At 36.2% G+C, this 15,587-nt stretch carries 4 protein-coding genes; 3 read left to right on the forward strand and 1 reads right to left on the reverse strand.

All coding sequences use genetic code 11. The annotated features are described in order from the left end of the window. Positions 1-27 precede the first annotated feature (27 nt). Both RM542_RS10660 and RM542_RS10665 read left to right on the forward strand, forming a co-directional pair. Positions 28-522 carry an IS1096 element passenger TnpR family protein gene (locus RM542_RS10660; protein WP_311385734.1) on the forward strand — a complete coding sequence of 165 codons (495 nt, stop codon included), beginning with the start codon at positions 28-30 and terminating at the stop codon, positions 520-522. Positions 523-575: 53 nt separating this feature from the next. After that, positions 576-1,634 (forward strand): nucleoid-associated protein, encoded by a 1,059-nt coding sequence (locus RM542_RS10665; protein ID WP_311385735.1) that lies wholly within the window; start codon positions 576-578, stop codon positions 1,632-1,634. Between the two features lie 16 nt (positions 1,635-1,650). Here the strand turns inward: RM542_RS10665 and RM542_RS10670 are convergent, their stop codons facing one another. Then, positions 1,651-2,736, reverse strand: coding sequence for a hypothetical protein (locus tag RM542_RS10670; protein WP_311385736.1), 1,086 nt, complete (start codon positions 2,734-2,736; stop codon positions 1,651-1,653). 260 nt (positions 2,737-2,996) lie between these two features. On the opposite strand from RM542_RS10670, the gene RM542_RS10675 reads away from it, so the two are divergent. Then, a complete protein-coding gene (locus RM542_RS10675) occupies positions 2,997-15,521 on the forward strand; it encodes a T9SS type B sorting domain-containing protein (protein WP_311385737.1) in 12,525 nt (4,174 codons plus the stop codon). The last annotated feature ends 66 nt before the right edge of the window (positions 15,522-15,587 follow it).

The raw sequence follows: 15,587 nt of genomic DNA on the forward strand, positions 1-15,587 counted from the left end.
CTTTACCCCCACCCAATTTTTTAAAGGATGATTTATAAAATCAGAATTATTCTTGATACTCAAGAAGACATTTTTCGAGACCTTGAAATCGAAGCTGAACAAAATATGGAACAGCTTCATAATGCCATCACCCAAGCGTTTGGTTTTATGGGTAACGAAATGGCTTCATTTTATACTTGTGATGAAGAATGGAATCAAGATGAGGAAATTGCCCTCTTTGATATGAGCGAGAACGGTTCTGAAGTGATGCTCATGAATGAAACCAATCTGGATGCTATTTTAAATGAAAAATCTCCAAAATTAATTTACGTATATGACTTTTTCAATATGTGGACTTTCTTTGTAGAATTGGCCGATATTGTTGAAAAAGAAGACGGGCGTGCTTACCCAAATATTCTATTTAGTTTTGGTGAATTACCAGACTCACCACCTGAAAAGAATTTCGAATCTAAACCATCAATCGATTTTGATGATAATTTAGACAATTACGGTGATCTTGATTTTGATGAAAATTGGAACTAATTCATATTTTAAAAAAAGCTAATCTTTTTAATAAATAATTTTTAAAAGCACACATGCTCAACTTCTATAACGCACAAATTGAAAGTGTTTCATTGCACAGAGTAGGAAATAAAAATAAAAATGAAGGTGTCTTTTTATCCAACGAACCTTACAGTTTAAACGATGAAATGTCTGGGCTTTTAAAAGAATACTTCTTTAAACCCTTTCGTGAAAAAGAAGAGAATTATTTTAAATTTTCTAACGAAGTAGATGTTGAATTTAATGAAATATATAAAGCTGTTTCTGAAATATTCACTGAGCCCTCTAAGGCGCATTTAATTTCTAAAAACATTACAACTCATTTATTTGAACAATCTAATCATCCGCATATAAAAAGTGGTGAGGTATATGTAGTTCACTTTTCTGACTTGGTTTTAGACAACCAAAAAGTTGACGGGGTCGGAATATTCAAAAGCGAATTAAAACACGATTTTTTGCAATTTGAAGAAAAAAGTGAAAACCTAGAAATTATAATTAGACAAGGTATTAATATTAATAAACTTGATAAAGGTTGCCTAATTTTTAATGAAGCTAAAGAAGAAGGCTATAAAGTTTTATCGGTTGATAGCAATCGCTATGACGCAAAATATTGGCTAGAGAACTTTTTAGGTCTTGAACCACTTTCCGACGACAATTTCAAAACAAAAAACTATTTAAAATTTTGCCAAAACTTCGCAAAAGATGTGGTACTTCCTGCTGAAGATAAACAACAAGAAGTATTATTTATGAATCGTGCAGTAAATCATTTTGCGAAAAATGATGCTTTTGAAGAGTCTAACTTTTTAAATGAGGTAATTGAAAATCCAGAACTAATACCAGAATTCAAACATTATAAAGTTGAAAAGGGGCCTAAATTTAGTATTGAAGATGTTTCAAATTTTGACATTGCTAATAAGGCAGTTTCGGATGCTCGTAAAAAAATAAAAAACGTCATTAATTTAGATACTAACGTTCAAATTAAAATGGATTTTATAAATCCAGAATCAGCTGAAAAGTTTGTAGAAAAGGGATGGGATGAAGAACGTCAAATGTATTACTACCTAGTATATTTTAATAAGGAGCAGAAGAGTTAAATATAATTCTGAAATATTAAGAAATCTTAATGTTTTGCTCAATAATCTGTTTCATACTAACATCTTCATAATTTCGCTTTACAAAATTTAAGGCAAGGTCAAGTACGTCACCCATAGTTTTACATTGCTTAAAATTTACATCTAACGTCAACTCATAAATTTGCTCTGCAAGCATCTTAATGTTCTCTTTATTAGAAATGATGTCAGTTTTACATATTCTCCTCAATTTTTTTATCCGAACCCCAGAGCTCAATATTCTTTTGGCTACAATTGAACGTTCTTCTAATTTATATTGATCTACTGAATCTCGCAACAATTTACCTCTGACCAATTCAACCATTTGATAATTCTCTTTGAAAAATTGAGGGCGATACACTTTTAATTTTCCTTCAAAACACTGTTGGTCAAAATCTATTGCTCTAATGCGATAAACCACATGATCAAAATCATGTACAGGCACAATAACATAATTATACGAACGCATGTCACCCAATAAACGAATCATACAGCGTTCATTGAACTTTACAAATTCTTTAGCTAATTGTGCCTTTTCGGGTTCGGAGCATTTTGGCAACATATTTTTAATGAACTCATCACCAGGAATACCAGCAATATGTTCTTCTATGAGGGTATCCTTATAAACCAAAAAATTCAAGTTATAAGGTGACAACATGTGCTCTAATTCTAAACCATAAATACGAGAAGCATCAGTTTTCTTCACGTAGAAATAAGTGAAATTATCATTTAGAATATTTCTGATTTTAATTCGGAATGGTTTTGAATTTCCGAAAGTGCAAAAATCAACAGCATCAACATTTAGATATTGATGTATATTATTACTACCATCTGAATGAAGAATAGAATATACCTTTTTCAAACTATCATCAATTTCTTTGCGTTCAAACTCGGAATAATAAACTCTTATCCAAAGTGTATCTTGATCATTGGAATCATATACGGTTACTGAACCAGAAAACCTTAGCAAGTCTTCATAAAAAATTGGGATTTCAATTTTTCGACTATAATAGCTTAAATATTCATCTAACTTTTTGCTTACAGAAAAAGCTGGTTTTTTTTTCGACATTAACTTTTCGTCCGACATTTTCCTGGTATTTAGTTAGTCACATTTAGCCTTGAAAACGGTTTAGCACCCTTTAAACGTTTTTTCCGTTTTTTCTTACAAAAGCTTACATATTTAACTTCAAGTACTTACAAAGTAAAATTAAATCTTACTGCCAATTTACACAATTCCTTGCGTTACCAACATTCTAAGGGGGTTTTACAACATATTATTGCTGACCTCTAGTAGTTATAGTTTTTTTGAAGTTCGGTAAAATGAAAAATACCCATAAAATTAAACTAATGCGCCAAAAAATTCTGTTTTTATTCTTCGTAATAGGATTTAGTTTATCTATTAATGCACAACTAAGTGATCTTCATTATCTACCACCTTTAAAGCAAGGTCAAAATAATGCCGGTATAAGAGAGCAAGCGGTATACTTGTCTACTCCTGAACCAACAACGTTTACTGTTAATGCATACCAAGGTACTAGCACAACACCTGTAGCAACGTTCAATATCTCGAATGTAAGTCCAGCTGTATACTCCATGAGCAATGGTGATAACAATATCATTTTAGTAAATAACACCAATACAGGTGTTATTTTAAATAATAGCGGATTACGATTTGAATCACCTAGCGGAAATAAATTTTACGTAAACTATCGCGGAAGTAGTTCTGCGCAATCAGCTTCCTTAACTGCAAAAGGTAGGCAAGCCATGGGCCAACGTTTTAAATGGGGTGGTGTACCAAATTTAGGTTCACATTCTTCAAAATCGAATACACTAGGTATAATGGCTACTGAAGATAATACTACAGTTCGGCTTTTCGGATATGATCCGGGTTGTGAATTTAGAGTAGGTAATGACCGAGCGGGGATAACTGATGATACTTATACGATTACTTTGAATGCCAATGAGTCTTTTGTTTTTGAGACTTATATTGGTACAGCACCAACCCAAGCACACGAAGATGGTTGGATTGGAGCAACTGTTGAATCTGATAAAGATATTGTAATCAGTAATGGTTCTATAAACTTTGGTCGACAAGTTGGGGCTTCAAACAGAGATGCCGGTATTGACCAACCGGTTCCTGAAAATAGACTAGGTAAAGAATATGTTTTTGTTAGAGGTAATGGTAATGCTAATGGATGGACAGAATTCCCTTTAGTTATTGCAACTTACGATAACACTCAAATTTATGTGAATGGAGGGACTCTTCCAATTGCTACGATAGATGAAGGTGACTATTATGAAATTCCAAGTTCATATTTCTCTGCAAATACTGTTGGTGCAAATATGTTTGTACAAACTTCTAAAGACGTTTATGCTTATCAATGTATGGCGGGTGCGTCAACAGCATATACTCAAGGTCTTAATTTTGTGGCACCAGTTAACTGTCTTTTACCAGATGTTATGGATAACATTCCTGACATTAGAAATATGGCAGGTACTGATGTTACTGGTGGAGTAACTATTATTGCCGCAGTCAATACTCCCGACACTAATATACAGGTCACTGATGGTAATGGGCCCGTTACCCTACCGGCTTCAACCCCAGTAATGGGTTCAAGCGATTGGAAAACATTTTTTATACCAAATCTAAATGGCAATGTAGATGTACAATCTACAGGCCCCATGGCGGTTGGATTTTTTGGTTATAACGGAGCACGTGGTGTTGCAGGTTATTTCTCCGGTTTTGATACCGTACCTGAAGTGATTTTAGAAATTCGGGGAGGTTCTGGTTGTTTTGTTGGTTCCGAAATCTACGAAGCTACTAGTAATTTTGATGCTTACCAATGGTTTGAAGACGGTGTTCTTATTCCTGGAGCTAATAGTCCAAATTATGAACCATCCGGTGCAGGAGACTTCTTCGTAAGAGGAACCAAAGGACCCTGTACTTATGACAGTAATATTATTAGAGCGCTCTATTGTGATCCAGATATTGTTATAAATAAATCGGTTGACAAACCAGAAATAATGGAAGGTGAAACCGCTACCTTTACAATTAAGGTAAGAAACCTTGGTGTTGGTCCCATAACAAATTTACAATTAACCGATAATCTTCCAGCAGGTCTTTCATTTGTAAGTGCTTTTACTATACATGGTAGTTGGAGCGGAAATACATGGAATATTGGAACTCTTGACGGTGGCCTTACGGCAGAATTAGAGCTTGAAGTTCGTGGTGATGAAATAGATATTTTACCTTTAGTTAATTTAACCAATACTGTAACACATACCCAAGATCAGGTAGATACCAACACATCTGAAGATATACCATCAACAAGCATTATTGTTCATAATGATTATGATAATGATGGGGTTAGAGATATAACCGATTTAGATGATGATAATGATGGTATTTATGACACAGAAGAATGTGCAGCAGATATTTGTTTTGAAGCCATAGTTAATGAAAGTTTTGAATCTCCAATAATTCCTAATGCCACTTATAGAATTCTTAACGAATCTAGTGTTCCAGGTTGGTTAACAACATCCACTGATGGAAATATTGAATTTTGGTCTGATAATTTTCAAGGTGTAGATGCTTTTGATGGAAATCAGTTTGCAGAACTAAATGCCACACAGAACTCAGCGCTTTACCAAAATTTATGTTTGACACCTGGTACAGTAATGAATTGGTCCTTTAGACACAGAGGTAGATCTGGTACAGATGTTATGCGACTACGAATTGGTGCTGACCTTGCATCGGCGACTGAACAAGGTACAATGACTGATGATAACACCGCTTGGGGCTTGTACACCGGAACGTATACAGTACCCTTAGGTCAAACTAATACCGTCTTCATTTTTGAAGCGGTATCAACAGCTGGTGGGAGTCTTTCGGTAGGTAACTTTATTGACGATATAAAAATTAATATTGCGGATGTTCCAGTTTGCAGAGATACTGATAATGATGGCCTTCCAGATAGCTTAGACTTAGACAGTGATGGTGACGGATGTAGTGATGCAAATGAATTCTATAAAGATGAAAATGCTGATGGTGGAGACGATGGAGAATACGGTAATGGAACACCTGATGTTGATCCGGTTGATGGAACCGTAAATGATGCTTCTTATGTAAGAGTACTTGCACCAGAAATTCTTTTAGAAAATACTTCTGAAGACTTAGGTGGAAATGATATTAATGGTCAAGATGTTAGTCTTGGGCAAACTTTTGAGTACGTTTTACGATTTCAAAACACCGGTGATGATGATGCAGTAAACTACTCAATAAGAGATATTTTACCTAACAACGTTACTTTTAATACTGCTGACCTATCTAACGCGCCAGGAACACCGGCTCCTACTTATGATCCGGTAACCAATGAACTTACTTTTCAAATACCAGATAATCTTGTAGAAGTTGGAGATCCACAATATAGCATTAGAATTGAAGTAACAATTGCAGCTAATTGTTCAGAATTTGTTGCAGCATGTTCTTCAACTTTAGAAAATTTAGCATATTCTACTTACGAAGGAGAAACTAATACTGCTGTTTTTACAGACGAAAACGGCTCTCCTTCAATTACGGCTTGTCCTAGAACACCTGAAGTTGCGAGTAATTCAATACTTAATGATTTAACAGGATGTAATCAAGCTAGAACGGTACAGCTTTGTGGTGATAATACCATTTTAACTGCTGGTTCAGGATTTACAACTTATAACTGGTTTTTAGACACCAATAGTAATGGAGTAGTTGACGGAACAGATATTGCCCAAAATGATGGTGATCCGGACAGTGATCCAAGCACTTTATTCGTAACAAATATCGGAGACTATATTGTTCAAAAATCTGCGGGTGGAACCTGTCCTGATTTAGTAGAACGTATAACGGTAGAACGTTTCGGAACAACTCAAACTAACCCTATTGTTGATTATTTTAATCAAGTAAATGGTGATGCCAATCCCGACAATGACATGCAAGGTCAGATTGTAACCTGTTCTATTGATGGAGATTTATTACCAAAAATATTTTTATGTGGTGCAGATGACGAAGCTACTATTCAATTAGGTATCACAGATGCACAAGGAATCACCTGGGAAAAACTTGACGAAGCTAGTTGTTCAGATACTGGTGATGATTGTGCTAATAAAAATGGTACTTGTACTTGGAATACTGTAGCAACAACAGACAACTTTACACTTACTGAAAGCGGCGAATTTAGAGTAGTTATCAACTACCTCAATGGTTGTTTCAGTCGTTTTTACTTTAATGTGTTCAAAAATGAGTTAGACGTTCAACACACTGCGTCTGATATTCTTTGTAGCACACCAGGTAACATCAGAATTACCAATGTAGGTTCTGGTTATGGTTTTCAACTTGTTGATGCCGCGGATAATGATAATGTAATTGTACCATACAATGCTAATAACGGACCAAATTTTGATATTACAACAAGTGGTGTTTATAAGGTTCAGGTGACGCAATTAGACCCAGTTGATGGAACTCCATTAATTGGTGGTTGTATTTTTGAAACACCAGATATTGGCATCCAAGAAAGAGATTTTAGTGTTGATTTAACTACCACTCCTGCCGATTGTAATGCTTTAGGCACCATTACCGTTCAAGCTTTAAATGCGTTACCTAACTACAGTTATGAACTGCGACTTGATGATGGTAGCAATGGAGGTCAAGGTTCTTTAGTTAGCAGTCAACCTGCATTAACAAGTAATACATACACTTTTACAAATGTCAACCCTGAAGACTATATTATCATTACTCGTACCCAAGATGGTTGTTTTGATTCACAACAAATTTCAGTACTTGAAATTGATGACCCTCAATTAAGTGCCGTAGTTTCCGAACATATAACGTGTAATTCTGGTATTGTAACTGTTACTCCTAGTAATGGTCTTCCTGACCCAGATTATTTTATGGCAATTTGGAGTAAAGATGGAACTGATCTATATGCAGACCCGTCTGATATTCTTCCGGCTGATTTGCAAACTACTTCAAATTTCTTATTCAGAGATAGTACAGATGCTGGAGACTATGAATTTATTGTTATTGATGGTAATGGATGCTTTGCAATTTCGAATACTATAAGTATTGATTTTTACGGAAGTCCAGTAATTACGGCTTCAGATTCTGGAATAACTTGTTCAGGTGCTTCGAATGCCGAACTTACAGTTAGTGTAACTGGTGGTACCGCTCCATATCAATATAGCCTTGATGGCGGAATTAACTACCAAAACAGCAATTCATTCTTAAATCTACCAGCTGGTTTATATTCCATTACTGTCATGGACTCAAGTGGTACTAGCGGGCCCAATTGCGTTGAAACTTTTGAATATGAAATTGTAGAACCATATAGACTTACGGCTTCCGCAACTATTATTGAAGATGCTTCCTGTAATACTACAGGTGCATTAGTTAAAATATTAAACCCAAATGGAGGTCAAGCTCCATATGAATATAGTTTTGATGGTGGTGCTAATTTTGGACCAATAGATGAACAAAATTTATTAGCAGGTAACTATCAATTAGTGCTTAGAGATGACTTAGGTTGTACTTTTGATATGGATTTAATCGTCCCTGCTTCGGCCACTGACCCTAGTTTTAATCAGGTGGTTGATTATGATTGTGATGGATTTGGTAATATAACCATAAACCCTTCAAACACTAGTGACTTTACTTATTCTTATACTTTGAACGGTACAGGAAACACACCTTTAGATAACAATGTATTTACTAATGTTGCGGATGGCACACATACGGTAACTGTTGGGTACTCAAGCAGTATTACTCCGGCCCAAAGCACAGTGTTTTTTGAAAATTTTGGAGCGGGATTAACCACCCAAATTGGAGAAATAGGTCCTGGATATTGTTATGAACCTCAGAATGGTACTACAACGGCTTGTAATTTAGGTCCGGCAGGAATCTTGGTTGATGGCGAATATGCTGTAACCAATTTGGTCACCAATCCAGTTTCTTTTTATCGCAATCCAAATGATCATTCTGGCTTAACAGATGGTAGATTCTTCGCCATTAATCCAAGTAATAATTTAGTGGGTCTCAATAGCGTAGTATGGCAAAGAAGTAATATCGAGGTTTTACCAAATAGGGATATTACTATTACATTTTATGCTTACAACTTACGTTCCACCGGATCAGCTGGAAATAATCCAGAAATTGAAATTCAATTAATTGATGCATTTGGTGCTATTTTAAATAATGTAATCACAGCTGAAATACCAAAAAACACAAATGCTGATGATTGGCATGAAAGAACAATAACGTTTAACCCGGGAGCCAATACAAATGTAGGTATCGTCCTTAGAAGCAATCAAGGCGGTGACGACGGTAACGAACTTATCCTAGATGATATTCAGGCATACCAATTACCTGAAGTTTGTGAAAAGACAGTTGATTTAACAGTTATCGTAGAAGATAATCAAGAATTCTCAGCTAATCTTTTAGGTACAACCGACCCAAGTTGTAATGGAGGTTCCGATGGTGCGATACGTTTTGAAGTTTCCAACTTTGATACCGCAACCGGATTTGAGTATTCAACTGATGGCGGTATTATTTGGACTACTTCTTTAAGTTCACCAATTACAACACCAAGCAACTTAATAAACGGTAGTTATACGGTTCAAATTAGAAAAGTTAGCGATAATACTTGTACGACGAGTTTTGCAGCAACTTTAACTGAACCAGATGTAATTGTTCCGTCTTTAGTTCAAACAGCAAATTTCACTTGTTTTAATACTGGTGGAACATTGGAAGCGTCCGCAACGGGAGGAAATCCAGCATTTGAATATCAACTAGAAACTTCTGGAGGTGCTGTAATTACAGCTTACCAAACTAATACTCAATTTACCAACATTACTGACGGCGATTATGTAGTAAGAGTAAGGGATCAAAATGGTTGCGATGTGGTATCTACTACCCCTGTCACTATTGTAGCTCCAAACAATATTGTTTTTGATGTAACCCCAACAGCTTGTTATTCTGGTACAAATGATGGTTCAATTGTAGTAAATGTTACAGCTGGTAATGGAAACTACGAATTTAGAATTGATGGTGGACCTTGGATAATTCCTACCCCATCAACAGCTACCACACATACTTTTGATGGACTTTCAGCTGGAAGTTATGACATTGAAGTAAGAGATCAATTTGGATGTCCAAATGCTCCAAACACTCAAACGGTGGTTATTAACACTCAAATGATTGTTGATGTTGATGTTACAGCACTAAGTGCCTGTAATAGTGGTTTAATAACTGTAAATGCAACAGGTGGTAATGGAACTTTACTTTATGCCATTGTACCTGCAAATAGCGACCCAACAGGTCTATTTACTGCTACAAACACCTTAACTATAACCGAAGTAATGGCAACCGCTAATCCAGGTGGATATGACATTCATGTTCAAGATAATAATGGTGCCCCTGCTATTTGTACATCGTTAACTGAAGATATCATACTAACCCCTGTAGCTCCTTTAACGGTCACTGCTACACCAACTGATCCTCAATGTTTTGACGGACTTGGCTCAGTAGATATTACCATGAGTGGGGGCACTAGCCCATATACTTATTCTCTTGTCGATTTAAGCCCGGCTGACGGTATCGATTATAGTAGAAGTAATTCTAACATAACAACAACCACTTTAAACTATGCTGGTATTGGTGTTGGCAATTATGAAGTAACCATAACAGATGTTAATGGTTGTGACATCACTTCAACAACAATTACCATTAATAACGCAATCGAAATAACTGCTGATATTTTTCCAATACTACCTGCGGCCTGTGCAAGTACTGTCGAGAGTGACTTCGGATTTGAATTTGACAATATTGTTACACCAACTGGTACTGTAGAATACAGTAATGATGGTGGTACAACTTGGCAAGTTTCTAATGAACTCAGAGGTTCAGTAGCAAATCCTACATTTTCAGGGACAGAGGTTTTCCCTTCTATTAGAGTAGAAGTTTCACCTGGTGTTTTCTGTCAAAAGGATTTTGATCGCTATTTAATTCCTTTTCCACTTGATGACTTAGATATTACTCTATCAGCTATTGTTATTGGTTGTAATGATTTACAAGTTACCGTGGAAGGTAGTGAAGGTGATGACACTGGAGGATATGATTACACCTATACAGATGATCCTGCAAACTTCAATACTTTTATTTTGAACCCTAATGTTTGGGTAAATAATGTGCCTAGTGGGACTTCACATACTTTTGCAAACATTGACCCAACGACAGCTCAATATCCTGAAGTACCAATTTTAGTTCCTGGAAGAACATATGTATTCTATGTGAGAGATGGTTCTGGTTGTATTCGACAAAGTAATGTGAACGTAAATGAGATTCCTTTGGTAGACTTACCAATTGAAATTACATCAGATATAACTCCAACATGTGCGGGAGCAACTACTGGTCAAATAACATTCAATTTAACTCCTGATACTTCGTACCCAAATATGCGTTGGGAGATATTCGAATTAGGGAATAACACCCCAATTCAAACTAGTGGTGGAATAGTTGCATTTAGTAGTACTGTTACCACTAATTTATTAGGAGAAGGTGAATATTACATAGAAATTACTCAAGTAGATGCTGGTAATGTTGATGCTTGTCGAGGTGCAAGTGAGAACGCTTATATACCAGAGCTAGCTCCGTTAAGCGCTTTAGCTACTAATATTAGAGATATCTCTTGTAATCTACCAGGTTTAATATCAGTTACTGGTATTACCGGCGGAGGTGGCAACCCTTATACTTATGATCTTGCTGGTCCAGTAGGTTTTACAACATTAACTGGCACAATAGACAATCCTATAGAAGTTCCTGTAAATTCGCCAGCAGGTGATTATACCGTAACGCTGTATGACCAATATAGCTGCCCATTTGTATTGAACACTGTTACCTTATCCTTAGCCCCTAACCCAACTTTGAGTGTAACACAAGATAACTGTGTTTCACCAATCACAGTAAATGCAGTTGGTGTTTCAGTTGCAGGAAATCTGCGTTATGCAATGGTAGCAACTGGCGACCCAGCTCCTACTTCTTTTGAGGATAATGGTGGTGTTTTTACCAATGCAACTCCTGGTGCTTATGATGTCTATGTAATGGATGGCAATGGATGTACAGCTCTAGAAAGTAATTTTATAGTTAACCCAGTTTTATCTGTTGACGCCTCTTTAACAAAACTAATTGACTGTACTATTTCACCAGAAGCAATTATAAATATCGATATACTAGATGGTTCTGGAAGCTACGAGTATAGTATTACTAATACTGCCGGTGCTCCGACAGTTGCTCAAACCGCAGTACCCGGAACTAATTTTGATTATCAGACATTAATGCCTGGTGACTATACCATAACAATTTATGATACAAATACTCCTAGTAATGCAAATTGTGATAGAGAATTTGTAATCAATGTACCGAATAGAATTGTACCTGTAATTGACCCTAATATTATATCAACTGATATTTCTTGTTTAGGTGCAAATGATGGTAGCATAACAATTTCCACTACTAATGGGGCGGCAGCACCATATACTTTTGAAATAACATCAAGAGATGGTGTAGCGACAAGTATTGCGCCAACAAGCACTACCGGAAATTCTGCAACTTTCACCGGACTTGGAGCTGCAATAGCAAATGGTTATAACATTACTGTGACTGGTAACGCTGCAACCAATAATTGCGAAGTCATTAGTGTTGACATTCCAATATCTGAACCAAGTACTATCAGTGTACCGGCTCCGACAATTGTTGAATTTGGATGTACTTCTGGTAACACCGCAAATAATGCTTCAATCACTGTAAGTGGAGCAAACGGTGGTAGTTCAAACTTTATTAGGTACGAATTCATTGAAGAAGATGATCCAAATACAGTGGCAGTTGAAGCGCCAAATACAGTGCAGTCGGGAACAAATACAACATATATTGAAACCGATTTTGCAGGTGGTGTTTACACTATAAATGTATATGATGATAGCGGTTGCTTTGGTTCGACAACGGCGATTATAGCACCGTTTGATGTTCTAGGATCACCAACAGTTCATATAGATGATGCTATTTCCTGTGGCAATCTAGGAGAGGATATTTCTATAGATATAGTGAGCAGTATTACTAATTTTACAGCTAATCCTGCCAACTATGAATTTAGAATGTTGCCTTCTGGTACTGCTCAATTAGCAAATAATCAATTCAGCGATTTACAACCTGGATCTTATACTTTTTCGGTAACAAATATTAATACGGGTTGTGAAACGGTTGTTACTCATAATGTAGAAGAACCAAATACATTTGACGTTACGGTTGAAAAATTGACAGACGTTGTTTGTTTTGGTGGTGACGGAAGTATTCGCTTGACTATGAGTGATGCCACTTACACTGGCAGTTTTACTTACAATATTTTTGATACCAACGGCACTCCTGCAGACCGTTCGGATGACGGTGTAGCTATAATTAATGGGGCTTCTCCTGATTTTGGTCCTACGGCCGCAATTGCAGTACCTGCCGGTAATTACATTGTTGAAGTTATACAAGATGGTTTTCCAGAATGTACACAAATTCGATCATTCAATATTACTACTCCAAGTGCACCAATTACACTTGAGCCGATTGATTTGACCGAAGTTGGATGCAGCAATGACCAAGGTAGTGCTGGTATTACCATTGCTGGTGGCGAGTCACCCTATGATATTATCTTAACTAATACAACAACAAGTGTAGTTTATGACGCCTTACAAGTTAGTTCTAATCTTTTCCAAGGTTTAAGCGCCGGACAATATAGTGTTGAAGTTACAGATAACTTAGGTTGTTCAACTACGTTCACAAATGCATTTGAATTACTTCTGCCAGATCCTATCTCCGGTAATATAGCCGCTACAACTTTAGTTTGTGAGGGCGATACTGATGCTTCGGTATCCATAAGTTTGAACCCAAGAAATATTACCTCAAATTATAGATATATATTGAACAGTTATAATGATGCTTTAGGTACGAACTTGATTCAAAGCTCTACCACGCAAACTTTACAAGCATTCGATAATTTAGGCGCAGGATTTTATAGTATTACAGTTTTAGATGACATGAATTGTTCATTTGAATCTAGTATTGTTGAAATAATTAATCCTGTTGAACCAAGAGGAATGTTATTAACCACGGCAAACTTAACTTGTTTGTCTGGGGCAGAACTTGAGCTTAGTGCAATGGGAGGTACAGCACCGTATTTATGGAGTACTGATGGTGTTAACTTTAATGCCATGAACGAAACAAATAGTGCTAATTCCCATTTATTTAGTAATGTACCTGCTGGCACTTACCAATATTATATACAAGATAGCTTCAATTGCGTTTCAACAATTTCAAATGAAATAACGTTGAATTCCATTGAACCTTTAACTTTAGATATTGATACCAGTGGAGCAATTATTAATTGTAATGGCGATAGCACAGCAGTTATCATTGCAAGTGCTAACGGAGGCTTAGGAAATTATCAATATGGTTTATTCTCAGATGCTTTATTAACTGGTGAAATTAGACCATATCAAAGTTCTGATGTTTTTGCCGATTTACCTCAAGGTACTTATTATATAAGTGTGCAAAGTGAAGATTGTCAAACGACTTCTTCAGAAATCATTATAGACGAACCTACACCTTTAGTCGTTAATCCAGTAATTACTAATATTAGTTGTAATGGTGGCGCAGATGGTAGTATTGTGCTTAATGTTACTGGTGGTAGTGGAGATTATCAATATGCGATAACACCTACTCTAAACCAATTCGACTCAAGCAACATATTTACTGGTCTTATGGCAAGTTCTTATGATGTAGTGGTGCAAGATAGTAATGGATGTTTTGAATTAATTGAGTTCGAAATAACTGAACCTGATGTAATTGAAATAGACTATACGGCCACTCCAGAAATATGTGCTGGCGATGAAGATGGTACTATCACTTTAACAATTACAGGTGGAACAGCACCTTACCGAACTAGTTTGAATAGTAATAATGATAGTGATTTCGTTGCTGATCAAATGACTTTTGACGGTTTAGCTAGTGATACCTATGTAGTTTTCATTAAAGATGCAAATGATTGTACTTCTAATGAAATAATCGAAATTGCTGCTGGCGCAAATATTAATGCAGGTATTGAAGTAGTATATGAATGTTCGGGTGATGTACCAGACAATCGTATAGTAGTTACCCTTGAAGACGAAACTGTAGCAGAAGACGTTTTATATGGCATTGATACAGACGATCCAGCAAACATGGTCTTAGACCCTAATTTTACAAACCTAAGCCCTGGGCAGCACTTTTTAACAATTGCACATGCCAATGGTTGTGTCAATTCCATAGACTTTGAAATAGAAGATTTTATGCCACTAATGGTAGTTGCTGAACAATCTAATATGAACGAAATCACAGCTTCAGTATCTGGTGGCCTAGAAGGATATACGTATTACTTCAATGATGTGGACAATGGCGAGGAAAGTACTTTCTATATTACTAGAACAGATACTTATACGGTACGAGTGGTTGATGCCAATGGCTGTGAAGCGATGGCTTCAATATATATGGAGTTCATTGATATTGAAATACCGACATTCTTTACCCCTGATGGTGACTTATTGAATGATAGGTGGATACCAGAAAACATAGATCAATACCCAAATATATTTATCAATATTTTTGATAGGTACGGTCGTAAAGTATACCGATTAGAAGATAACGCAGAAGGTTGGGATGGTTTATACAATGACACGAATTTACCAACTGGTGATTACTGGTATATTATTAAGCTAAATGGTGAAAGTGACCAGCGAGAATTCATCGGTCATTTTACGCTCTATCGATAATTAGTTTAATCATAACCTATGATAAAAAGTCTCTTGAATCAGATATTCAAGAGACTTTTTATTTTG

The sequence above is a fragment of the Croceitalea sp. P059 genome (assembly GCF_031846365.1).
Lineage (GTDB): Bacteria > Bacteroidota > Bacteroidia > Flavobacteriales > Flavobacteriaceae > Croceitalea > Croceitalea vernalis.

What these genes read in the sequence shown, in the direction of transcription:
- RM542_RS10660 (WP_311385734.1), top strand. Translation starts at nt 28, where the DNA reads ATGATTTATAAAATCAGAATTATTCTTGATACTCAAGAAGACATTTTT.
- RM542_RS10665 (WP_311385735.1), top strand. Translation starts at nt 576, where the DNA reads ATGCTCAACTTCTATAACGCACAAATTGAAAGTGTTTCATTGCACAGA.
- RM542_RS10670 (WP_311385736.1), bottom strand. Translation starts at nt 2,736, where the DNA reads ATGTCGGACGAAAAGTTAATGTCGAAAAAAAAACCAGCTTTTTCTGTA.
- RM542_RS10675 (WP_311385737.1), top strand. Translation starts at nt 2,997, where the DNA reads ATGCGCCAAAAAATTCTGTTTTTATTCTTCGTAATAGGATTTAGTTTA.